This window comes from Brevibacillus aydinogluensis, assembly GCF_961514395.1.
Classification (GTDB): domain Bacteria; phylum Bacillota; class Bacilli; order Brevibacillales; family Brevibacillaceae; genus Brevibacillus; species Brevibacillus aydinogluensis.
Window position 1 is genome coordinate 269,853 of the sequence record NZ_OY569118.1, and the last position, 24,394, is coordinate 294,246.

Here is a 24,394-nt window from a genome sequence, read left to right on the forward strand (position 1 = left end):
CCATGGACGTAAACACTATCTTCTCGTATGACTGGAGCTACCTTCTGCCCGAATGGATCATTCTCGGCTTTGCCACCGTCCTGACCCTGTTGGATGTGTTTGCCGGAAAACGGTTGAGCAAAACGGTGACAGGCTGGCTGACCCTGGTCGGCGTCGTGCTGGCCGGCGTGTTTGTCTTCGTCAATCTGAACACGCTTGACAAACCCTACAGCTACATGGCAGACATGCTCAGGATTGACGACTACGGCAATGCGTTCAAGCTGCTGTTTTTGGCGGGGGCAGCCTTTACCCTGCTGCTGTCGATTCCCTACATGAAGCAGGGGGAAGTGAAGCACAGCGGCGAATACTACTACCTGCTGCTGACCGGCCTGCTCGGTGCGATGGTGATGGCGTCGTCGGCCGACCTGATCACGCTGTTTGTCGGGCTGGAACTGCTGTCGCTCTCCTCGTACGTGCTGGTCGGACTGCGCAAAACGTCGCTGCATTCCAACGAATCAGCATTCAAGTACGTCGTGTCCGGCGGCATCGCCAGTGCAGTCACGCTGTTCGGGATGTCGTACCTGTACGGTTTGACGGGAACCACCAACATTTACGAGATTTCCTCCCGTCTGGTTCACGCGTCCTTGGCAGGTTACCAGTTCCTCATCTACGCCGCGTTTGCTTTTCTCGCGGTGGGGCTGGCCTTTAAAATTTCCGCTGCGCCCAACCACATGTGGGCACCGGATGTCTACCAAGGAGCGCCAACGCCGGTCACTGCCTTTTTGGCGGTCGTCTCCAAGGCGGCTGGGTTCGCGCTGGTGTTCCGCCTGTTGATGATCGCGTTCTTCCAGGTTCCTGGTGAGGAAGGCCGGTTCTTTTTCCAGGAGGGCAGCCTCTATCTGGCCGTGATGGCGGCAGCGTCGATGATTATCGGGAACACCATGGCGCTGCGCCAGACCAACGTCAAGCGGATGATGGCTTACTCCGGAATCGCTCAGGCGGGGTACCTGCTGGTGCCGTTTGTTCCGCCGACGACCCTGTTCTTTAGTGAAATTGTGTTTTACCTGTTTGCCTACCTGCTCGTCACGTTCGGCGCGTTTGCCGTGATCATGGTCGTCACGCGCGACCAGCAGACCGAAGAATTGAAGGCATTCGCCGGGTTGTACCACCGCTCGCCGCTGCTTGCGGTGGCGATGAGCATCTTCCTGCTGTCGCTGGCAGGGATTCCGATTACTGCCGGGTTCTTCGGCAAGTTCTACCTGTTCATGGGCGCCATCGCGCAGGAAAACTACTGGCTGGCAGCAATCATGATTGCGACCAGTGTGGTATCCTACTACTACTATTTCGGGATCATTCGGCAGATGTACATGCGGTCAGGCACGACCGAAGCGCCGCTGGCGGTGCCAAAGAGCATCGGCGCCCTCGTCCTGGTCCTCGCCGTTGCCACCGTATTCTTCGGTGCGCTTCCGGGTGTCGCCACCGACTATCTGCAGGCCCAGTTCAATCCGTCGTTTAACTTTGGCGACATGCTGCCGCCAGAGTTTCAGTGAAGGACGGGCAAACATCAGGTACAATAAAGGGGACGGCTGTCACGACAGGCCGCCCCTTTTTTTGCACATTCTGTACTTATGGAACAAGGCGGGTTTGCCGATACAGGAGAAGGAGGAAACACCATGCAGCAAGAAATTTACGGAGTTGTCAGCATCATTTTGACTGTGTTTTTCATCGCTTTGAGCTGGTGGGCGCTGCAGGCCATACGCTTCGATCTGTTTCTGAAAAAACCGGACGGCGCGCAGGCCAAGCTGCTGCAGATCCTGCTGTCGCTCGTCATCGGATACGAAGTGGCCCGCTTTTTCCTTGACTATCTGAGCTGGTCGCTGATAATTGGACAAGTATTCTCCTGACCGCATCCACACGCAGGCGATCTGGTTACGCATCGCGGCTAGCGGATGAAGTCTCTCCATGCGCAACTGGTATATCCCTCCAATTTTCCGTGCAAACTAAAAAGTACAAAGAGAAGCGCGTGAAAAGGGAGAGGAAGACGATGGGGAAATGGTCGGGGTGGTGGCTTCTGCTGCTGTTGGCTGCGGCGGTGACGGTTTGGCGGATGCCCGCAGAGGCAAAGCTGGAACGACCGGTAGCGGCGCAGCTGCTCGCCGCAGTGGAAGGCTCCGGAGCAAAAGGTGTATCAATCCAGGTGCGAATGCGCGCCGAATTGGGCCAGGCATCTGGTCCCGCGCAAGTAAAAGCGTTGGCCGAAGCATGGGCACATCGGCTTGACATTCCGGTACCACAAGCCGATCGGACGCGGAAATCCAATCTCCATGTGTACCAAGTCCTGTTTGAACGGCAAGGGGTTCAAGGACAGTTCCAGGTCACAGGGGTCCCTCGGCAGGGGGCCTATGATGTATATCTTGTGCTGTCTCTGACCGGCTCACCTGATACCCTACAATATATAGGGGTGATACAGGACTCTTTCGACAAAGCCCTGACAAAAGCCGACATGATTCCGCAAATTAGCACTTGTGTTCGCGGAATGTACAGTGTTAAACTGAGTGTTGATCAACAGGAGGGTAAAATTTTGGCGATTTTTCGCGCCCTCCACGCGATGGAACTGGAGCGTTTGCGGGACGATACGGTTGTCAGCATCTCCGGGTATACACCGGCATGGAAACCGTTTATCGCGTTAAATGACAAAACGAAGATGAATCTGCAGGTGGCTACTCATCGAGACAGCCAATCTGGAACGTGGATTACCGTAGGTACACCGATAATCACAGCGGAATATTAGCACGCGGAGGGGTACACATTGGATAAAATCATTGTCCGCGGTGGTAAGGCATTGGCCGGGAAGGTCAAGGTTTCCGGCGCCAAGAATGCCGTACTCCCTATTATTGCAGCATCCATTCTGGCAGAATCGGGCACATGCGTCCTTCACGACGTACCCGCTCTGGACGATGTCAGAACCATATGCGACCTCTTGAGATCGTTGGGAATTTCCCTTACATATGATCGTGAAGTGCTGACGATTCAGGCTTCCCGGTTGACGAGTGTGGAAGCCTCCTATGATTTGGTTCGCAAAATGCGTGCGTCCTTCCTGGTGATGGGGCCGCTGCTCGCCCGTCAAGGAAAGGCGCGCGTTGCACTTCCCGGGGGATGTGCGATCGGCACCCGTCCGATCGACCAGCACCTCAAGGGCTTTGAGGCGATGGGCGCCAAAATCGAAATTGGACAAGGCTTCATTGAAGCCAGTGTCGAGGGTCGGCTGAAGGGCGCGAAAATCTACCTGGATATTCCGAGCGTGGGCGCTACGGAAAACATCATGATGGCCGCGGCCCTGGCCGAGGGAACGACCGTGATTGAGAATGCCGCGGAAGAGCCGGAGATTGTGGATCTGGCCAACTTCCTCAACGGCATGGGCGCCAAAATCCGCGGCGCCGGCACCGGATCGATCCGCATCGAAGGCGTGGAATCGCTCAAGGGCTGCACCCACTGTGTCATTCCCGACCGGATCGAAGCCGGAACGTTCATGGTGGCGGCGGCGATTACCGGCGGCGATGTCTTCATCGAAGGCGCAATTTGTGATCACCTGAAATCCGTCACTGCCAAGCTGCGGGAAATGGGAGTGACGGTGGACGAGCAGGAAAACGGCATTCGCGTCCGCCGCAGCGGCCCGATCAAGGCGGTTGACGTTAAAACCTTGCCGTATCCCGGCTTCCCGACAGACATGCAGTCGCAGATGATGGCACTCCTGCTGGTATCGGAAGGCACCAGCATCGTGACGGAAACGGTGTTTGAAAACCGCTTCATGCACGTCGAAGAATTTCGCCGGATGAACGCCAACATCAAGATCGAAGGGCGCAGCGCCATTGTAGAAGGCGGTGTCAAGCTGACCGGCAGCAAGGTCACGGCCACCGACCTGCGGGCTGGAGCAGCTCTGGTGCTGGCCGGCCTGGTGGCGGAAGGCGAGACCGAGGTCTCGGGTCTGCACCACATCGACCGGGGCTACGTCAACTTTACGGAAAAGCTGCGCCAACTGGGCGCCGACGTCGAACGGGTGTCCCCGGAAGCGGAAGTTCGGGAAGCGGCGTCGTCCGAGAAAGTGAAAGTCAGCTTCTCTCCCAACTTTGCTTAATGAATGACTGCAAAAACGAATAGACAAGAGAGACTTCCCTGTGCGGGAAGTCTCTTTTTTTGTGCCATGCAGGCAAATAGGACGTTTCCCGTCTCTCTGACTCTCTCGTTCTAGCTATTGCTGCTTGTACATAGACTGAAATTGTCCAGCACAAATCGGGGAGGAGCTGTCGCATGAAACGTTACCTGATCGTTTGGTTTATCGGTTTGCCGATACTGCTCGTGTTGATGCCTGCCGCACTGGTGACACTGTTTTCTCCCCTGTCAGACGGCGGCACCGACGTGGCAGCCGTCGCACCGCACACTCCGTCGTCAAACCGTCCAAAGATCGAAGTCAAGGTGTACCGCACCAACAAGAAGACAGTGGAGACCGTCCCGCTGGAGACGTATGTCGAAGGCGTAGTCGCGGCGGAAATGCCGGCCGAATTCGAGATCGAGGCGCTCAAGGCGCAGGCCATGGCGGCGCGCACCTACATCGTCAGACGGCTGAGTGAAAAGGCGTTTGGCGACGTTCCGGAAGGGGCGCACGTATTGGATACGGTCAAACACCAGGCGTACCTGGACGAGCAGCAACGCAGGGAGCTGTGGAAGGAGCAGTTTGACTGGAAAAACGGGCGCATTCGGCAGGCGGTGCAGGCGACGGCGGGAGTGGTTCTCACCTATCAGGGGGAACCGATCGACGCCACATTTTTTTCCACCAGCAACGGCTTTACCGAAAACGCCGGCGAGTATTTTGAAAAGCCGGTGCCCTACTTGAAAAGCGTCGCCAGTCCCTGGGACATCCAGTCGCCCAGCTATGAGAAAACACAGGTGATGACCGTGGCCGATCTGGAGCAAAAACTGGGGGTGCGCATCGCGCAGGAGGCGGCTTCCGGGGGCAGCTGGTATCGGATCGTGGAGCGGACCACGGGCAATCGCGTGGGCAAGATCAGCATCGGCGGCAAGGAATTCAGCGGCCGCGAGTTTCGCGAACGGCTGGGGCTCAACTCCTCCGCCTTTACCATGGAACTGCAAGACGGCAAAGTGTACATCACGACCAAAGGGTACGGGCACGGCGTCGGCATGAGTCAGTGGGGCGCCAACGGGATGGCCAAAGCGGGAAAAAACGCGGAGCAGATCGTCAAATACTTTTACCAGGGCATCTCGCTGGAGGACTGCGGCAGCGTCCTGAAAAGCTAGACGGGCCGCTTTGCGCAAATTTTCAAGATTTCCCTCACTCTCAGGTTTATCCGCCAAAAAACTGGCGATACTGAGGGATGAGGTGATGAATACAATGGAAGATCAAAAAAATCAAAATCAACCGATTCCATTTAAAAAGGCTAGCTCCTGGAGAAATATCCTGGGCAAGAAGTGGGCGTTTCCGGCAATCTACATCGGCACCGCAGCAATCATTCTCGCTATTGTGATGTGGTACCAGAGTGGCGTCACCGATACGGAGCCGGGACAAACCGCAAACAACGGCGGCGTAGCAGTCTCGACACCGCAGGACGGCACCGCCATTCCGGCCGATGAATCCAACGGCAAGGACGGCGCGGTACCGGTGGCGGGCAATCCGCAGCAGCTCGCATGGCCGGTCGGCAAAGGCGTGAAGTACGAGCAGGGCATGGGCTTCTTTGACGAACAGGCGTCCAAGGAAGAACAGCAAAAGGCGCTTGTCACGTACAAGGACACCTTTATTCCGCATACCGGGATAGACCTGAAGGCGACCGACGGCAATAGCTTCGATGTCACCGCTGCGTTCGCCGGCAAGGTGACCAAGGTGGAAAACGACCCGCTTGTCGGCTTCAAGGTGGAAATTGAGCACGACGACAAGCTGACCACGGTCTACCAAAGCCTGGAGAACGTTACCGTAAAACCGGGCGACCAGGTCACCCAGGGACAGGTGCTGGGGAAAGCCGGACGCAACGTCTATGAAAAGGACGCCGGCGTTCACCTCCACTTCGAGGTGCATGTGGACGGGGAACCCGTCAATCCAGAGCAGCACCTCGTCAAGCCGGAAGCGGAAAATCAGTAAGTCGACCGCTGACGCAAACGCCCAATCCGGGAGCAAACACAAACACATGCAAAATAACCTGCAGGGACGGGTCTCTGCAGGTTTCTTTTTTTCGCCTTCTTTCATTTTCGCCAAAATAACGTGCGGGCGGCCCGGGTGTACACGCCCTTGAAAAAAGATGCGGAAGTGCCGGCTTGTCAGGCTTGGAAACGTAGAATATGTGTCCGCACCCCCCCATATATTGTAACAGACAATGTTGATACAGGGAGGCGAGTAGCGTGCACGACTACATCAAAGAGCGAACCATAAAGATCGGTCGATACATTGTGGAGACGCGCAATACGGTTCGCATGATCGCCAAAGAGTTCGGTGTTTCCAAAAGCACGGTGCACAAAGACCTGACAGAGCGGCTGCCTGAGATAAATCCGGAATTGGCGAATCAGGTAAAGGAAATTTTGGAGTACCACAAGGCAATCAGACACCTCCGCGGAGGGGAAGCGACCAAGATCAAATACAAACGGAGAAGTAAAAAAGTCCGGGTGGAACAGGAAGAAAGCGTGTAGCAGTACCGGGTTGCGTTGAAAATATTTCCTTCCAGATAGGAAGAATTTCCTTGTCCTCTCACGTGCAACCGCCTATGATAAGTGATAGGAATGAACTGGAACAGGGAGGACTTTCATGTTTAGCAAAGATATCGGAATTGACCTGGGCACGGCCAATGTCTTGATTTTTGCGAAAGGCAAGGGCGTTGTCCTGGATGAACCGTCTGTCGTAGCAATCGAAAATCAGACAAATAAAGTGCTGGCCGTGGGGAACGAGGCGCGCCGCATGGTGGGGCGCACCCCGGGCAACATCGTGGCGATTCGGCCTTTGCGGGACGGCGTGATCGCGGACTTTGAGATCACGGAAGCCATGCTGAAACACTTTTTGGCCAAAATCGGTGGAAAAAGCATGTTTGCTCGCCCGCGCATTTTGATCTGCTGTCCGACCAACATCACCTCGGTGGAGCAGAAAGCCATCCGCGAAGCGGCTGAGCGCAGCGGCGGGGCACGCGAGGTGTTTATCGAGGAAGAGCCGAAAGTGGCGGCGGTTGGAGCGGGCATGGACATCTTTCAACCTTCCGGCAACATGGTGGTGGATATCGGCGGAGGTACGACGGACGTAGCAGTCCTGTCCATGGGGGACATTGTTACGTCTTCCTCCATCAAAGTAGCGGGCGACAAATTTGACCTGGCCATTATGCGGTACATAAAAACCAAATACAAGCTGCTGATCGGGGAGCGTACGGCCGAGGACATCAAGATGCAGATCGGAACGGTTTCCGGCGGGCGCCAGGACGAAATGGACATTCGCGGCAGGGATATGGTGAGCGGGCTACCGCAGACGATTACCATCCGCTCGTACGAAGTCCAGGAAGCCCTGGCCGAGTCGGTTAGTGCGATTGTACAAGCCTCCAAATCCGTTTTGGAACGAACACCTCCGGAGCTTTCTGCCGATATTATTGATAAGGGCGTTTTTCTGACCGGCGGCGGCGCACTGCTGCACGGGATCGACCAACTGCTGGCCGACGAACTGAAGGTGCCTGTGCTGGTGGCGGAAGATCCGATGATGTGCGTGGCCAAAGGGACGGGGATCATGCTGGACTATCTGGACAAGGCGCCCACGTATCGGAAAAAGAAGTTTTTCGGGAGGTAATACCGCGTGATCAGAGGCTTGTATACGGCTGCTGCGGGCATGCTGGCAATGCAGCAGCGTCAGGAAGTGCTGGCCAACAACCTGGCCAACATCAACACACCGGGCTACAAGCAGGACGTAGGCGTCATGCGCGCCTTTCCGGAACAGTTGATCGCGCGCATCCGCGATCAGGAAGGACCAAATATTCAAGGACTGCCCGTCATGAGCGGTCAGCCTGCCGTGATCGGCCGGCTGCATTCCGGCGTCTACATGTCGGAGGCGCTGCCGATTTTCCGCCAGGGCGATATTGCGGAGACGCGCAATCCGTACGATGTCGCATTGTTGGACAACCTGCAGCCGGACCAGGACGGAAATGAGCGTCGGCTGTTTTTTAGCGTGGCCAGACTGGACAACCCCGGACAGGCTGCCCAGCCCGATCAGATCCGCTACACGCGCAACGGCAACTGGAGCGTCAATACAGACGGCTACCTGGTCACGTCGGACGGCTACTACGTGCTGGATAACCAGAACCGGGCCATCCGGGTGAACGATCCGGCCGATCCGGCCAACAGCGCCGGCCAACAGCTGAAGATCGGTGACGACGGCGCCTTGTACCGTGTGGACGAGGCGGGCAATGCTCTCATGCTGCCCGGCGGCAGTGAGCGGCTTGGCCTGAAAGTGGTGACCAATCCGCTGCAGCTCGTGCGGGAGGGTACCAACATCTACCGCTGGGAAGGCGGCGGACAGCCGGAGGATCTGGTGCAGGCCCTGCAGAATGACCGGACGGCGAGAGCGCTGGGCCAATATACCGATCCGGCGGTGGAAGGGCGTTTCGGTTTGAAGCAGGGCTGGCTGGAGCGAGCCAACGTGGACCCTGCCCAGACGATGACCGACATGATGACGGCGCTGCGGGCGTATGAAGCCAATCAGCGCGTGATTACCACAGTGGACGGCACGCTGGAAAAGGCGGCCAATGAAATTGGCCGGGTAAACGGGTAAGATAGGAGGTAGAATGGATGCAGTCACTGAACATCTCGAGCGCGGCACTGCGCAGCGTCCAGCAGGCATTGGACACGACTGCCAATAACCTGGCCAACATCGATACGGTCGGTTTCAAGCGGCGCACGGCGTCGTTTTCCGAACTGCTGTCCGATTCGCTGAACGAACAACCGGCTGCGGACAGGCAGCAGCGTTCGACTCCGCCCGGACTGCGCATCGGCAGCGGGGCGCGGATCGGCTTGACCAAACTGGACATGGCTCCGGGCAGCGCCAGGATCACCGATGTCCCCACCGATTTGATGATCGAGGGAGAAGGGTTTTTTCTGGTAAGCCGGCCTCTCTACGACAACAACGGGACGATGGTGGGCGAATCGTACCGCTTTACGCGAAACGGTGCCTTTCAGGTGCGTTTCGAAGCCAAACTGGGCGCGTATGTCCTGCATAATGCAGCGGGAGACCTGCTGACAGACACAGACGGGGTTCCGATCATGATCAACGGCCCTGTACGCAATCTGCAGGTATCCCCCGAGGGAGTCGTCACCAACGACGGAACCGCGGTGGGACAGATTGGCGTGTGGAAGGTGCTCAACCCCGATCAATTGACACAGGTTGGGGAAAATGAATACGACGCCGAGCTTGCGTCCGGCATGACGCCGTACTCCAAGTATGAGCTGTCTGCCGCCAAGATCCGTCAGGGAGCGCTGGAAGCTTCCAACGTCAATCTGCAGGAAGAGATGTCCCAGTTGGTCAACGTTCAGCGGGCCTACCAGCTCAACGCCCGTGCGATTGCGATTGCCGATCAGATGATGGGTATCGCCAACTCCCTGCGCAGCCGCTAATTCACTCGGAATGTCGGAGGAGACATCAATGGACCAAGGAAAGGGAAAACGTATCCCGCGTGACGGACAGATGGCCCGGGATAGAGAGCAGCGCCGGGGCGGCCAGGCGTGGCCGTTTCGACTGGCCCAAATCCTGTTTATCCCGTTTCTGATGTTTTTCTCGCTGGTCATCGGTCTGGTCATCGGATACAGCGTGCTGGGAGACAAACCGGCTTCCGAAGTGTTTGATCTGAACACCTATAAGCACATGTACGATCTGATTTTTCAGGGCACATGATCACACACTGACATGTGGCAGCAGAAGACGGCCCCAACCGACGCAGGGTGAGGGGCCTCTTCTTATGACTGGAAGTCGGAAAAAGATGTCGCTGCTTGCTCATTCTTCCAGACCTTGTTGCGTCTGCTGTCCTAAGAGTATAATAATGGAGTGGCGAAAACAGGGAGTGACGATCTTCATACGGAGGGATATCCGTGAATCTTCCCAATGCGCTTACCGTCTTTCGCATCGTTCTCATCCCTTTGTACCTATACGTCTTTTTTCAGTCGTTTCCGTACCATGTGGAGATCGCCCTAGGCATCCTCATCCTGGCGGGAATTACCGATATATTGGACGGGTACATTGCGCGGAAGCACAAACTGGTGACCACGTTTGGCATCATGATGGACCCGCTGGCAGACAAGTTGATGATGATGGCAGTGATCGCCTCGTTGTTTCTGACAGAGCGGATCAGTATTTGGGCCGCCCTGTTTTTCTTTGCGCGGGATGCGGGCATGATCATCGCCGCCGGCTTTTTCCATTTTCGCGGGAAAAAGACAGTCCCGGCCAACGCCTTTGGCAAGCTGACAACGGTCTTGTTTTACATCGCTTTTCCGTTGGTCATGTACCGGTACCAGTACGGCGAATTGATTCTCTGGAGCGTGATCGCGTTTTCCTTTGTGACCACAGCCATTTACCTGGTGAAGTTTCGGTTGCTGAACCGCGCGATGTGATGCGAGGCGGATGGAAAAGAGCACTTCCGCCGCATGGAGGAAGTGCCCCTTTATCTTAACCCCGGTCTGACGTCGGAGACGGGGGGGTTGTCTTTATTCTCAGTTTGCGGTATGTTCTTCATACACGGATGCAACGTATAAAGTATGGAAATGGAGCGGTGTTTATGGAATTGCGGACCCCTTTGGACGCAGTTGACATTCAAGCGATCCTTCCCCATCGTTACCCGTTTTTGCTGGTGGACAAGATTGTCGAGCTGGAACCGGGCAAACGGGCCGTGGGGATCAAAAACGTTACAATCAATGAACCGTTTTTCCAAGGCCATTTTCCCGGCTACCCGGTCATGCCCGGTGTGCTGATCGTCGAGGCACTGGCCCAAGTGGGCGGAGTGGCGATGCACACGGAGGAAACCAAAGGAAAACTGGGGCTGTTTGCCGGCATTGACGGCGTCCGGTTCAAGGAGCAGGTAAAACCGGGCGACACACTCGTCCTGGAAGTGGAAATGACGCGCTTGCGCGGCTCCATCGGCAAATGTCACGCGATTGCGAGGGTGAACGACAAGGTCGCGGTCGAGGGCGATCTGATGTTTGCTCTGGTTGACGTGAAGCAGGCACATTCATGAATTTCTTGAATGTGCCTTTCTTTTCGGGTAGAATGGCTAATGTGCAACTTTTTATAGGCGCATAGCGTCTCTACAATGAAGGTGAAACTATTGACCAAACAGGTCGCAACCATATTGGGAGTGCCGTTTTCCACGCGCGGTTTTGCCGGAACGGTCGATGATCTTGTCGAACGCATCGAAAACGGACGCAAAACGCACGTCGTCACCGCCAATCCGGAGATCGTCATGCTGGCGCGGGAAAAGCGTTCGCTGCGCGCCATCCTGGAACAAGCCTACGTCGTTCCCGACGGCATCGGGATCGTGTACGCGGCCAGGTGGACGAAGCAGCCGATCAACGAGCGCGTCACGGGCATCGATTTGCTCGAAGCGTTGATGGCGGCGGCGGACAGGCACCAGTGGAAAGTATATCTGTTGGGGGCGTCCCCGGAAGTGAATCGGCTGGCGGCGGAAAAGCTGGCGGCACGATATCCGGGTGCGCGCATCGTCGGGTATCGGGACGGATATTTTCAACAAGGCGAAGAGCCGGCAATCGTGGAGGAGATTGCGGAAAAAGCGCCCCATCTGCTCTTTGTGGCGATGGGCTCTCCCAAGCAGGACGAGTGGATCGCCAAATATCGCGATCAACTGCAGGCAATCCTGATGATGGGAGTGGGCGGCAGCTTTGACGTCATTGCTGGGAAAGTAAAGCGAGCGCCAAAGCTGTGGCAGCGGCTGCATCTGGAGTGGCTGTACCGGTTGCTTGCTCAGCCGTCGCGCTGGAAGCGGCAGTTGGCCATTCCGCGCTTTGTGTGGACTGTCTTGAAGGAAAAAGGGGAAAACCGCTCCGGAAGGTGCCCGTAGAGAGGAGAAACTGCCGATGTCAACGATGATTTTCGGGTTTCTGACTTCACTGATCGTGGCTTTTGCGGCCACACCCTATGTGAAAAAACTGGCTGAATCCATCGGCGCCGTAGATAAGCCCAACCAGCGCAAGGTGCATACGCGAATCATGCCGCGCATGGGCGGGTTGGCCATCTACGCGGGCTATCTCGTTTCGTTTTTGCTGTTTGTTCCATTTTCCGGTTTCAAGGAAATGTTGGGGATTTTCATCGGCGGAACGATCGTCATGACAGTGGGGATACTGGACGACAAACTGCAGCTATCGCCCAAGTGGAAGCTGTTTGGCCAATTGTTGGCGGCAGCCGTGGTCGTCATTCCGTTTGGCCTGAAAATCGGCATTGTCAACCTGCCGTACGAAGGCAGCATTGACTTTACCAGCGGCTGGCTGCTGTGGCTGGCGGCCCCGATCACGATCATTTGGATCGTCGGTGTCACCAACGCGGTCAACCTGATCGACGGTCTGGACGGGCTGTCCGCCGGCGTATCGGCCATTGCCACTGCCACCATGGCGATCGTGGCGCTGCTCAACGGTCCCGGCTACGAACACGTGGCCATCTACTGTTTCGTGCTGCTGGGGGCCATCCTGGGTTTTCTGTACTTTAATTTCCATCCGGCCCGCATTTTTATGGGGGACACCGGTTCGCTGTTTTTGGGCTTCAACCTGGCGGCGCTGTCCATCATGGGCTTTAAGGAAGCGCTGTTCGTCTCGTTCATCATCCCGATTGTGGTGCTGGGCGTTCCGCTCTGGGATACGTTCTTTGCGATTGTTCGCCGAATCGTGAACAAAAAGCCGATTTCCAGCCCGGACAAAGGGCATCTGCACCACTGTCTGCTGAACATGGGCCTGTCGCATCGGGCCACGGTTCTGACCATCTATACGATCAGCATCTTCTTCGGCACGATGGCGATTGTGCTGACGAAAACGACCAAATGGACAACCATCATCGTGATGGCAGCGCTGCTGTTCGCGATGCATCTCGCCACCGAGGTGGTCGGTCTCGTCGGCCGCCGTCACCGCCCGCTGATCAACGCGGTCCGACGGTTAAAAATCAAGTATACGGAACGGCGAAGCCACTAGTCGGGCAAACCCCTGCTGGATGACCAGCAGGGGTTTTTTCCGCTTTTTAACATAAAGAAGTAAAGCAAAACCGATGATTTTCCGATAAAAGAAAAAGACGAGAATGGCGTCTCTTACGCTCTCGGGCAGGGGACAAAATCCGAGAACAAAAACATGTGGAGAGGTGAAGACCTTGCAAACGACGTATCAGCAATTTCGGCGTTGGCTCGCAGTATGTCTGACGATGCTGCTGCTGGTGACCGGCCTGGTTCCGGCGATGCATGCGTCAGCCGCGGGAACCTGGACGATTACCAACCCGTCGTCCATCGTGGTGGACAGCTCCGAGACTAATGCCTTCGGTACTTTTGCCAATCCGGTTGAGGTCAAGAACAGAACGATTGACGGCATCGTCCTGACCAATACGGCCGCCTCCGGCAACACGGTCGCCGTGGCCGTAGACGGCACGCAGGTAATCTATAATCCTGCCCCTGCCTTTGTCGGACAGACGCTGACGCTCCCGCCGATCACGATTGATCGGAACGGCGCAGTGACCAAAGTGGAAGTATGGTTTGGCTCCGAAAAAGCCACCATGTACTACAAGCTGGAAAAACAGCAGACCGGGGCGACACTGCAGATCGTGCCTCCGTCCGATCTGATCCCGCCGGTCAATCCGAACCAGCCGGGCACCGGGAACAGTGCCAGTGATGCGCTTGTTACCCATTCCGGCAAACTGACCAATCTCAAGATCAAATACTCGGATCCCGGCAATCTGGACCCCAGCCCCGTACTGGAAGTGCAGGTGGACGGGAAAGCGGTTCAGACCATTACGGCTCCGACAGCGAAAAACGACGGCTCTGAGATTCCTGTCGGCACCATCGATCTGAAAAACGGGATCAACGTTATCAAGGTGGTGTCGGTCAACACCGGCTATGAAAGCCTGCAATATTACGATTACCGACCGCAGAACAGCCCGATTGTCCTGATCGATTACCCCAATCAGGGGACAAGCGTCACCAATCCGTTGCTGCATGCGGAAAACAAAATTACGCTGCGCGGGATTTACGGATCGGGTGTGACAGGCGCCAACCTGCGTCTGAAAATTACCACCAACAACGGGCAGACGATTGAGGATCTCAGTTCCACGACGCCGACCCTGAGCGGCACCAACACCTTTACGTTCTGGGACATCCCCCTGAAGCCGGGATTGAACGTCATCTCGTTCTATGAACGGGTGGGAAGCGTCACCAAGGAACACTTTCAATTCTACGTGCAGTACAACAACACGCCCTATATTGACAGCATCAGCGTAAATGACACGCCGCTCACGTCGGCTACCACGCTGATTACGGTGGCATCGACCAACCGTTTGACCCTGAATGTGGACGGTAAGGTGAAGAACGCCGAGAAAGTCATCGTGAAAAACGTGACCACCGGCGACGAAGTGGAGGCGAGGGTCACGTCCGGCGCATTCGCCGCCAACCTGCCGTCGCAGTTGGGTGAAAACCGGCTGGAGTTTACCGTTTACAACGACAACAAGAAAGTGGGCGTCATCAGCCGGACGATCCATGTGGTGTCCCGTTCCCAGGATACCGCCAACCAGTTCTATAACGTGACCATTCAAAAACAGGGAACACCGCCGACACCTGTGACCAATCTGGTGCAGGGCCAGGTGGCAACCCTGCCGGGAACCAACAGTCCCAACAGCGAAGCGTATCAAATCACTGGTACGGCTCTGCTGCAATTTGAAGAGACCGACAAACAAACGATCAAGCAGTTTAAACTGGAGTACAAAAACGAAAAAACCGGGGGAACGTTCTCGGTAGACAACATCTCGCCCTCTTCCCGGACGTACAAGGGCAACGGCTTTACCGAGTATGTCCTCACCGCGCCGATTGCAAGCGGCGGTGCTGATATCGGCATTTTGGATGACGGCGTCACCTACCGGGTAACCTTGAGCTACGAGTACACCACCACCGATCCGACCACGGGCCTGCAGACGGACTCCGGGTTCTTCCAGGTGAACGGGTACGACTACAGGTTTACCTATGTGGACGGTTCCAAACCGCGATTTGTCGAAGCGTACATCGACTCGACCTTGCTGTCCGAGTACACGGTCAACCCGGTGGGGAAATCCACCTTTACGGTAGACCTGAAGACGGTGAACATGGGCGGTACGCAGTCCAATTACACCGTAACGTACAACGGCAGCCCGATTAACTATACGCTCGACGCGCTTTCTGCAACGCAGTTCAGGTTTACCCTGTCCAACCTGCCGGCGGGTACCGGGGATCTGGAGATCAGGTATTCCGACGGCACGACGTCCCTGTCCGTCACGTACAAACTGAACATCCAGATTGCGCCGTATCTGCAGCTGACGTACATTGACGGTTCGGGGCAGGTCCGCAGCTTTGAGAGCGGGTATCAGATCAAGAGTGACGACGACTTCGTTTCGCTGAGCGGGAAGGTGTACAACTACGACCTGACGTCCAGCAACATCGAAGTCAAGCTGAACGGAACGACGCTTACTCCGACAGTGGGGTCCAACAACACCTTTACGATCAGCAAGGCATCCCTGCAGAACAACATCAAGTCCAAAGGCGAACACACGCTGGAAATCACGCTGACCACGCAGCCGTCCGTCAGCTTCACGTACAAGATCCTGTACATCACGTCCAAAGCACCGACGATTGAAGACGTCAAGCTGGAAATCAGCGAAAACGGCAAGGACAACGAACTGGTCAAACAGCCGACAGACACCGCTTACCGGACAGGCGCCAAGTTCCTGAGCCAGTTTACGTTTACGGTAAAAGACGCAGAGCACGTCTACATTGAGAAAAACGGCAGACGCATTGCCGATTTCCGCTACGAAAACGGCGACTGGGAACAAAAGGAAGACAACCAGGATTACAACGACACGCTGAGCCAGATTCCTTCCGGGCTGCGCCGGGAGTTCCAGGAGTACAACTTCGATGCTCAAACGAAGACGTCGTTTAGGGCCAGAATGCGCAGCAGCGACTACGGCGACCTGCTGGAGCAAATTCAGGATGAGATCACCAAAAGCGAGGAGCAGGAGCAAAAACTGGCGCTCTTCCCGCTTACCCTGAAGAAGAACGGCACCACCACCTACACGATCGTGGCCGAGGACGGCAACGGCGCGGTGGTTCGTTACGATGTGAAGATTGACCAGACCACCAACAGCTGGGAAGTCATCTCCCCGGTCAAAGCCAAGGAGAGCGACCCGTACATCATCGTCAATGCCAACAGCGTGCCGATCAAAATCTTTGCGGAAAATGCGACCAAGGTGATGTTCGGCAAAACGGAAGCGAAGGTAACCAACACCACGGAGCGGGATTTCGAGTACAATGAAGACCTGGGCAGACCAGTCCCGAAATCCTACTATGTGTTTACCGCTACCGTTGCGTTGAAAGCGGGCCTGAACAAGATCAAGTACACCGTTTATGTCGGCAACACGTCCTACAACGACGAGATTCAGATTTTCAATGCCAACTCGTCCGTAAACGGTGCCGAGTATCGCGAAGTATTGGGCAAGAAAACGTCGTTCAGCGTCTTTGACAAGAGCCTGGAGCTGAAGTTCCCTTCCGGAACCGTACTGGTGTCGCCGCCCAACAAACGGGAGGGCAAAGAAGTCACCAATCCGACCAAGGACATCTTTGTCGATGTGGAGCTGTACTTCGGCATTGCCGACCGGACGACCGGACAAGTGTCGATTCCGGACGATGACATGAAGTCCAAACTGGCGCTGAATGAAAACTTCAACTACGCCAGCCCGCTCTACTACATTGATGCCGGTGACAAAAACGCGCCGGGCGGACGCGATCCGTACTACACCGACGGGGACGAAATCGATACCTTCAAGGATCGCTACGAAGACAACCTGGTGCCGAGCAAACAAGGCACATTGACGATCAAGTACGATCAGTCGATTGTCAACGCGGCCAACAACATCCTGACCGTGTACTATCACAATGGGGATGAATGGCAAAACCTTGGCGGAGTCGTCAATACCAGCAAGAAGACCATCACGGTGCCGTTTGCCGGATTTGGGTACTACATGGTCATGAAGACCAGAGAGTCGTTTGACGACGTGGTCAATCACGATTTTGCGCGTGACGCGATGGAGACGCTGTACGCCAAAGGGATCATGCCCAACTACAGCGCCATCTCGTTTGGAGCCAACCGTGACATCACGCGCGGCGAGTTTGCCACCATGCTGGTGAAGGCGCTCGACCTGCCGATCAATGACGGTCCGTACGCCGACAGCCGCACGCCGTCTTCGCCGACGTTCAACGACGTGCGTCCGACACGGGACACGTGGGACTACCAGTACAAATACATTGAAACGGCAGCCCGCGCCGGCATCGTTCGCGGCAAGGAGCCGGGCTACTTCCGTCCGGACGATCCGCTGACCCGCGAAGAAGCGGCAATTATGATCGCCCGCGCGCTCAACCTGAAACTGGGCACGCCGGATGCGGCAAAAACGGCCCTGGCCAAGATGTTTACCGACGCCAAGGATGTCGGCTACTATGCGCAGCCTTCCGTACTGGCGGTGGCCAAAGCGAAGATCATGAATGGCGAACCGAACGATCCGACAGCCAAAAAGCCGACGTACCGCTTCCTGCCGAAGTCTTATCTGACCCGCGCAGAGATGGCGGTCATCACCATCCGCGTCATGGTCCAACTGAAAAAACTGCCGAAGCAGTAACAATGAAAGAAGCTGAAGAGGAATTTCCTCTTCAGCTTCTGTTTTTGTCGTCCAGATACTTGTCAAATCTCTCGCGCAGCAGGAACAGCTGCTTTTCCTGTTCCCACACCTTTTTGTCCAAAAAGGTCACGGTTTCGTTGGTTTGTTTGAACGCCGCGTGGAGATCGTGGACGTCCGCCTGCACCTCTTCCAAGCGGGCGTTGGTATGACCGACCATCTGGATGAGAGAGGCCGTCATCTCCTCCACGCTGATTAAGCGGCGCTCGTGTTTGTCCAAGCGCTCCTCGATCCGCTCAAACCGTTTGTCAATCTGTTCAAAACGCTTGTCAATATGTTCAAAACGCTTGTCAATCTGTTCAAAACGTTTGTCAATCTGTTCAAACCGATTGTCAATCTGTTCAAACCGTTTGTCGATCTGCTCAAAACGCTTGTCAATCTGTTCAAAACGTTTGTCAATTTGCTCAAACCGCCTGTCCACGTTCTGAAACCGCTTGTCGATCTCCCGAAACCCCTGCTCCATCCGCTCGGCAACAGCATCCAGCTTGTCAAACAGCTCGTCCAGCGTTTTCCCCACTGCGCTCCCCGCCTTTACGAATTGTTGGTTTCTTGCTTACCTCTCCATCCTAGACAATCTTAGTGCGGGACACAAGTTTTTCGATTCGGGTTATTCGTCTCCGCCAACGGCCTCCACCGGCACTTCCACGTACTCGCGATCCCCCAGCACAATGTCGGCCTGTCCGTTGGTCAAATTGGTCATCTGCTCCACAAAGGCATCCTGTTGGCCATCGGGAATCAGCAGGTGTACAGTAACTTTGTCCGTGTAGTCGGTGGCGGTGACCCGGTGCTGGCCGAGGCGCAGTTCGTTTTCCACCTTGCCCCACCAGTGATAGTCGACGGTAACCGATATCTGCTGGTGCAGGGTGTGGACGACGATGCCCGCAGCCTTTAGCGCTGTGACACAGCCGGCCGTGTAGGCGCGCACCAGTCCGCCCGCACCCAGCTTGATCCCGCCGAAATAACGGGTGACTACGACCACAGTGTCCTTGAGGCCGTTCTTTTTGATGCACTCCAGGATCGGCTTGCCGGCTGTCCCGCTCGGTTCTCCGTCGTCGCTGGAGCGCTGAATCTGGTCGTTTTCGCCGATGACAAAGGCGGAACAGTTGTGCGTTGCGTCCCAGTGCTTCTTTTTAATCATGGCGATGAAGGCGGCAGCCTCTTCTTCCGTTGTGACGCGTTGGGCATATCCGATAAACCGGGAACGCTCGATGACAATTTCGTCTTCACCATACCCGGCGACTGTTTTGTACTGCTGCAGCATGTTACACATCACCTCAAGGGTTAGCATAGCACGTTCCGGTGCGCTGCGCGAATGGTGAAATTTTTTCGCCGCTCATTCGTACTAACACGGGACAGTTTTCATGTGCTAACAGGGAGAGCGGAGGTGTATACATGGTAAAGTATGAACGGTAGGAGGATAAACCTGGAAGTGTGAGATTCTTCGTGTACGAAACATTTAACTGTGATATAGTGAATCTTGGGACAAACCACCAAGTTTCCGTACTGTCGGAACCGACAAAAATGCGAAAAGGAGTGCAGAAACATGAACCTTCCATATTCGCCGAAGAAATGGCTGGCCATCTCGCTGGCTGCGCTTGTCGCCACCTCGATTGGCGCAGGGGCCATGGCCCAGTCTGCCAACGATGGGACCGCATCTCAGGCGACCAATCAGACACAAACCACTCCCTCGAACCAGAACAATCAAGCGGACACAGCCGCTAAACCTGTCGCGCAAGATGCCGCAGAGACACTGACGCTGGAAAAAGCGGTGGAACAGGCGCTGAAGACAAATCCCAAGCTGCAGCAGGCCCGCCTGGACGAAAAGAATGCAAGCGTCAACGCCGAGCTTACATACAGATCGGTAGCGGAGATCCCTTCCGAATTCGTCCGTTCGCTGGACGCCGCCAAGCAAAAATACGTGACCAGCGCGCAGGCGAAAATGACGGAAAAGCTGAACAAGCTGGCGGTACAGGCAACGGAGAACCAAATCAAGCTGGGAGCTCAACAACTGTATTACGCCCTGCTGCATGCACAAGCCGACCTGGATCTGAAGAAACAAAGCCTGGAGCGTGCCCAGACCCAGCTCAAGGTGGCCAAAGCCCATTTTGACGTTGGCACCAAGGCGAAGACGGACATCCTGCAGGCGGAAATGGGCGTAGCCGGTGCGCAGGCAGCGCTGGCGGCGGCGGAAAACAACGTGGAGATTGCCCGCATGAAGCTGAACGAATTCCTCGGGGTGGATTTGGACAAGAAATGGAAGCTGTCCAACGAAAACAAACAGGTGGCCGCCCCGTCGATGACGCTGCAACAGGCACAGGAAAAGGCGCTGCAGCAGCGTATCGAAATCACGCAAAAGCAGGAAGAGTTGAGTCTGGCCGAACTGAATGTGAAGCTGATTGAGGAGTATTCCGCCCTGTCCACGTACCCGGGCAAAATCGCCCGCTACAACGTGGAAAAGGCAAAGCTGGCGATCGAGGAACAAAAGCGCACCGTCTCCCGCGAAGTAGCGGAAGCCTACTACAGCCTGAATGCGGCGAAACTGAGCATCGAATTCCAAAAAAAGGCCAAGGAAGCGGCGGCAGAGAGCTATCGCCTGACCAGCCTGCGCTATGAAAACGGCCTGGCGACCACGCTGGAAGTGATTCAGGCAGCAGAAGCGCTTGCTGATCAGGAGAACCAGTACGAACAGGCCGTGCAAAACTACAACCTGGCTGTCGTAAACTTCGAGACAGCTACAGGAAGGTAACGGAAGAACAGTAAATTTTCTTGGCAATTTGGAAAAAGATTCATGAGTGACAGTCCGTCCCGCCTGTCCTATAATACGAGGTGTGGCGGATGTCACTGCATACATAATACGTGAAAGTAACGGCCACAAAAAAAATTAAAAACTTTTTCGGAGGCACCGCAACTTTTTCAGGTCTGAGGCGTTTAATAGGATGTCACACGAAAAACGGGGAATTGTGTAAAAAAGATTCACGAAATCTAGCAACTGTGTTACACTAGGGATTGCCGCGTTTACACAATACTGAAAATACTAGAGATTTATGTGAGCAAGAATGTCAATGCAGTCCTGCGAAAGGAGGTGACACGCGCTTGCAGGATTCGGGCTTTAAAAAGAGAGATAGATCGAAAACAAATATTCCCCAAGAACAATTTGTTTATACCAGAGGAGGAGAACCCAAGGTTATGAAAAAGGTTGTTAACAGCGTACTGGCAAGTGCACTTGCACTTACTGTAGCACCGATGGCATTCGCTGCCGAGGAGACCACCAACACCGAAGCTCCTAAAATGGATACCGAACTGCAGAAAGTAGTAGGACGTCTGGCAGCACTGAACCTGGTTTCCGGTTATGGCAACGGCGAATACGGTGTGGATCGTCCGATCAACCGTGCCGAGTTCGCTACCCTGATGGTTCGTCTGAAAAACATGTCGGAAGGTGCAAAACTGGCACAATACCAGTCCATCTTCACTGACGTAAAACCGAGCGACTGGTTCTCTGGCTATGTTAACGTAGCTTCCGGTCAAGAAATCGTAAAAGGTTACCCGGACAAAACCTTCCGTCCTGGCAACAACGTTACTTACGCAGAAGCTGTAACCATGATCGTTCGCGTTCTGGGTTACGAGCCGGCTGTTAAAGGCGTATGGCCGAACAACATGATCGCAGAAGCTGCGAAGCTGAACATTGCGAAAAACATCGCAGCTCCGAACAACGCGGCTACTCGCGGCGACATCTTCAGAATGATGGACAACGCGCTCCGCGTAAAACTGATGGAGCAAGTTGAGTTCGGTACTGACATTCGTTTTGAAGTAAAAGACGAAACCCTGCTGACCAAGTACCTGGACGTTGACGTATACGACATGGAGTGGGCTCGCGACAGCAAAGGCGAACTGCCGATCGTATCCAACGTACCGGTTATCGGTCTGGGTTCCCTGAAAGCCAACGAAATCATCCTGAGCGGCAAAGACGCCGGCATGGGCTCCAAAGGCACCACGTTCAAAGTGGCTGACGGCATCAACCCGAACGAGTTCGCTGGTCAACACGTACAAGTGTGGATCAAGGACGACAAGGAAAACACCGTTGTATGGATGGAAGGTTCCGAGGACGAAGACGTGGTTATGGACCGTCTGGGCACCTTCTACCTGAACGACAAGTCCAAGTTCAAAGTGGATGACATCAGCAAAACTTCCGATCTGAACGATCTGGAAATCGAACTGGACGGCAGCGGCAAAACCTATCGTTTCACCGAAGATACCAAAGTTACGTTCAACTTCCAACCGTACGACAGCAACGTAAAAGGTATCAAGGAAATCATTAAGGCGAACGAGAATTACACCTTCTCCGCCAAAGTTGTTCTGGATAAAGACAACAAAATCAGCTACATCCACGTAATCGACGACCAAAGCCTGAACCAAAACAAAGAAGGTTACAAATACGGTTCCGAAGTTATCAAGAAAATCGACGCTGACAAGAAACGCATCGAGAACCTGGATGGCGGCAACTTCAACGCGCTGAAAGACCTGGAAGAAGGCGTAGACTTCCTGGTATTCCGCGACAACAAACCGGCGAAGCTGGCCGACCTGAAAGAAATGGACGTGTACAGCGTTTACTACGCAAACGGCAACAAGAAAAAACTGCTGGTATTCGCGAACAGCACCGTAGTTGAAGGTAAAGTGGAACGCGTAATTGTACGCAACGACGGCGACAACCGTCTGGAAATCGACGGCAAAACCTATCGTTTCCGTACGGGCTCCACTTACTCCGACAACGCCAACAAAGATGTAGAAGAACTGAACTCCAGCAACTGGGATCTGGTTCGCGACCTGCGTGGCGAAGAAGTTAAACTGTACCTGGATGCATCTGGCCGTATCCGCCACATCGAAACCAAGGACAGCGTAGACGATCGCCGCTTCAAAGCAATCGTGACCCGCAAAGCCGAGTACAACAAAGGTAAATACGAATTCGGCATCATCAACGAAAACGGCAAAGAGCTGGATATCACGATCGATGCGGAAGACGTTTACAAAGCAGATGGCGAGTCGTACGAAGATGATCCGGATCAAATCGAAGAGGACTTCGTACCGAGCAAGACCGACATCATGCTGCTGGAAGTAACGCTGGATTCCAAAGGCGAAGCAGAGAAAGTTAAAGTTCTCCCGATCAAGCTGAAACAGCTGAAAGACAAAGCTTGGAATGACGCGGCTGACGAAGATGATGAAACCATCAAGGATGAAGACGGTCTCTACACCGTTACTTCCGACACGGCCATCTTCGACATGACTGACAATATCACCACCGGCAGACGTCCCGAGCTGAAAAACCCGGGTGTAGTGAAGTTCTCTGACATCGCTGACAAAAACGGTCTGGATGTATACTATGCCGTAGATGAAGAAGAAGAAGAAGTAGACGCAATCTTCGTTGTTGCTGGTAAAGGCCTGGGCAGCAAAACGATGTACGGTCTGGTTACCCAAATGGGCGGCCGCAGCGACAACGACGAGATCGAGGTTATTACCAAAGACGGCGAAACCGGCAAGGTAACGACCAAAACCTTCAAACTGGACGACGATCTCGAAGAGCTGCTGGATAATAACATCAACCGCGGTGACTTCATCGCATTCCGCCTGAACTCCAGCGACGAAGTTATCGTGAAGGATGTTGTCGAAGTAGTTGACAGTGCTCAAGACATTGATGGCGCTGACTTCTTCGGCGATGGCAATTACAAACCGGCAACTGACAAAGAACTGGAAAAAGCAGATCTGCATGCTCTGACGGTTGCTCGCGTTGACAAGAAAGATGGCAGCAACAAGTTCTACTTCGATTATGCCGAAGGTAAGAGAGCTACGTTCACGCTGAACTCCAAAACTGCCTTCATCAACGCGTATGACATGGAAGAAGGCGACGGTGTCGACGTAGGCGACTACGTAATCCTCGTAGAAACCGACGACGATGGTAACATTTGGGACTACGTCATCAAAGTATCTTCCGAAGATGATGCGAAGAGAGACTACGATGACGATGAGCTCGAAGATTACCTGACCAACTTCTTCAAACAATTCGCTGGCGGCAAAGTTGACCCCGAGGATCCGAAAGATCCGGTAGATCCGGTAGACCTGCTTGACGAAGAATCTGTAGAAGTGGTTGTAACAGATGTACTCCCTGGCGTCCTGTCTTCGTACAAAGTTTCCGGTACTGCTGCACCAGGCGCAACTGTGAAGGTGAAAGTTGGTACTCGTGAAGGCCAGGCAACTGCAGACGACAACGGTGACTTCGAAGTAACCGTTCTGGGCAAAGTGGGCGAGACTGAAGTAGTTATCACCTCGACCAAAGACGGTAAATCCGAAGAGTACACCCATAAAATCTCCAAGTAAGTCGGGTCTACTCATCTAGGTTTGATTGAGGGCATGGAATGAACAGGGGCAGAGGGAATCCCCTCTGCTCCCTGATTCAATGCC

At 54.8% G+C, this 24,394-nt stretch carries 20 protein-coding genes; 18 read left to right on the forward strand and 2 right to left on the reverse strand.

What is annotated here, in order from left to right:
* Positions 1 to 2: 2 nt before the first annotated feature.
* From nuoN to Q7F15_RS01305, 16 genes are all read left to right on the forward strand, one after another.
* Positions 3 to 1,529: an NADH-quinone oxidoreductase subunit NuoN gene (nuoN, locus tag Q7F15_RS01230; RefSeq protein ID WP_171564120.1), complete on the forward strand. Its 1,527-nt coding sequence runs from the start codon at positions 3 to 5 to the stop codon at positions 1,527 to 1,529.
* A 123-nt stretch (positions 1,530 to 1,652) separates the two neighbouring features.
* Positions 1,653 to 1,883 carry a DUF1146 family protein gene (locus tag Q7F15_RS01235; RefSeq protein WP_171564121.1) on the forward strand — a complete coding sequence of 77 codons (231 nt, stop codon included), beginning with the start codon at positions 1,653 to 1,655 and terminating at the stop codon, positions 1,881 to 1,883.
* Positions 1,884 to 2,023: 140 nt separating this feature from the next.
* Entirely contained in the window at positions 2,024 to 2,770 is a 747-nt protein-coding gene (locus Q7F15_RS01240; RefSeq protein WP_171564122.1) for a YwmB family TATA-box binding protein, read from the forward strand.
* Between the two features lie 18 nt (positions 2,771 to 2,788).
* A complete protein-coding gene (gene murA, locus Q7F15_RS01245) occupies positions 2,789 to 4,114 on the forward strand; it encodes a UDP-N-acetylglucosamine 1-carboxyvinyltransferase (RefSeq protein ID WP_171564124.1) in 1,326 nt (441 codons plus the stop codon).
* A gap of 173 nt (positions 4,115 to 4,287) precedes the next feature.
* Positions 4,288 to 5,292 (forward strand): stage II sporulation protein D, encoded by a 1,005-nt coding sequence (gene spoIID, locus Q7F15_RS01250; protein ID WP_304414919.1) that lies wholly within the window; start codon positions 4,288 to 4,290, stop codon positions 5,290 to 5,292.
* A 94-nt stretch (positions 5,293 to 5,386) separates the two neighbouring features.
* Positions 5,387 to 6,127 (forward strand): M23 family metallopeptidase, encoded by a 741-nt coding sequence (locus Q7F15_RS01255; RefSeq protein ID WP_304414920.1) that lies wholly within the window; start codon positions 5,387 to 5,389, stop codon positions 6,125 to 6,127.
* A gap of 257 nt (positions 6,128 to 6,384) precedes the next feature.
* Positions 6,385 to 6,669 carry a sporulation transcriptional regulator SpoIIID gene (spoIIID, locus tag Q7F15_RS01260; RefSeq protein WP_003388385.1) on the forward strand — a complete coding sequence of 95 codons (285 nt, stop codon included), beginning with the start codon at positions 6,385 to 6,387 and terminating at the stop codon, positions 6,667 to 6,669.
* Between the two features lie 115 nt (positions 6,670 to 6,784).
* On the forward strand, positions 6,785 to 7,801 hold the full coding sequence (locus tag Q7F15_RS01265) for a rod shape-determining protein (protein WP_171564130.1): 1,017 nt from the start codon (positions 6,785 to 6,787) through the stop codon (positions 7,799 to 7,801).
* 6 nt (positions 7,802 to 7,807) lie between these two features.
* Positions 7,808 to 8,779: a flagellar hook-basal body protein gene (locus tag Q7F15_RS01270; protein ID WP_304414921.1), complete on the forward strand. Its 972-nt coding sequence runs from the start codon at positions 7,808 to 7,810 to the stop codon at positions 8,777 to 8,779.
* A gap of 17 nt (positions 8,780 to 8,796) precedes the next feature.
* The gene (locus Q7F15_RS01275; RefSeq protein WP_171564134.1) at positions 8,797 to 9,618 is read left to right on the forward strand and encodes a flagellar hook-basal body protein; all 822 of its coding nucleotides are present in this window, start codon (positions 8,797 to 8,799) and stop codon (positions 9,616 to 9,618) included.
* A gap of 28 nt (positions 9,619 to 9,646) precedes the next feature.
* Positions 9,647 to 9,895, forward strand: a complete 249-nt coding sequence (locus Q7F15_RS01280) for a DNA-directed RNA polymerase subunit beta (RefSeq protein ID WP_171564135.1) — start codon at positions 9,647 to 9,649, stop codon at positions 9,893 to 9,895.
* Between the two features lie 194 nt (positions 9,896 to 10,089).
* Entirely contained in the window at positions 10,090 to 10,608 is a 519-nt protein-coding gene (locus Q7F15_RS01285) for a CDP-alcohol phosphatidyltransferase family protein (protein ID WP_171564136.1), read from the forward strand.
* Between the two features lie 164 nt (positions 10,609 to 10,772).
* Positions 10,773 to 11,228 (forward strand): 3-hydroxyacyl-ACP dehydratase FabZ, encoded by a 456-nt coding sequence (gene fabZ / locus Q7F15_RS01290; protein WP_171564137.1) that lies wholly within the window; start codon positions 10,773 to 10,775, stop codon positions 11,226 to 11,228.
* Between the two features lie 90 nt (positions 11,229 to 11,318).
* Positions 11,319 to 12,068, forward strand: coding sequence for a WecB/TagA/CpsF family glycosyltransferase (locus tag Q7F15_RS01295; RefSeq protein WP_230077500.1), 750 nt, complete (start codon positions 11,319 to 11,321; stop codon positions 12,066 to 12,068).
* Positions 12,069 to 12,084: 16 nt separating this feature from the next.
* Entirely contained in the window at positions 12,085 to 13,185 is a 1,101-nt protein-coding gene (locus tag Q7F15_RS01300) for a glycosyltransferase family 4 protein (RefSeq protein ID WP_171564139.1), read from the forward strand.
* 163 nt (positions 13,186 to 13,348) lie between these two features.
* Positions 13,349 to 17,887: an S-layer homology domain-containing protein gene (locus tag Q7F15_RS01305; RefSeq protein WP_368509246.1), complete on the forward strand. Its 4,539-nt coding sequence runs from the start codon at positions 13,349 to 13,351 to the stop codon at positions 17,885 to 17,887.
* A gap of 31 nt (positions 17,888 to 17,918) precedes the next feature.
* Here the strand turns inward: Q7F15_RS01305 and Q7F15_RS01310 are convergent, their stop codons facing one another.
* Complete coding sequence (locus Q7F15_RS01310; protein WP_304414923.1) at positions 17,919 to 18,461, reverse strand: hypothetical protein; 543 nt, start codon at positions 18,459 to 18,461, stop codon at positions 17,919 to 17,921.
* A 90-nt stretch (positions 18,462 to 18,551) separates the two neighbouring features.
* Positions 18,552 to 19,205 (reverse strand): YigZ family protein, encoded by a 654-nt coding sequence (locus Q7F15_RS01315; protein WP_171564144.1) that lies wholly within the window; start codon positions 19,203 to 19,205, stop codon positions 18,552 to 18,554.
* 282 nt (positions 19,206 to 19,487) lie between these two features.
* Between Q7F15_RS01315 and Q7F15_RS01320 the strand changes: the two genes are divergently transcribed.
* Positions 19,488 to 20,690, forward strand: a complete 1,203-nt coding sequence (locus Q7F15_RS01320; protein WP_212132553.1) for a TolC family protein — start codon at positions 19,488 to 19,490, stop codon at positions 20,688 to 20,690.
* Between the two features lie 440 nt (positions 20,691 to 21,130).
* Positions 21,131 to 24,310: an S-layer homology domain-containing protein gene (locus Q7F15_RS01325; protein WP_304414924.1), complete on the forward strand. Its 3,180-nt coding sequence runs from the start codon at positions 21,131 to 21,133 to the stop codon at positions 24,308 to 24,310.
* Positions 24,311 to 24,394: the final 84 nt, after the last annotated feature.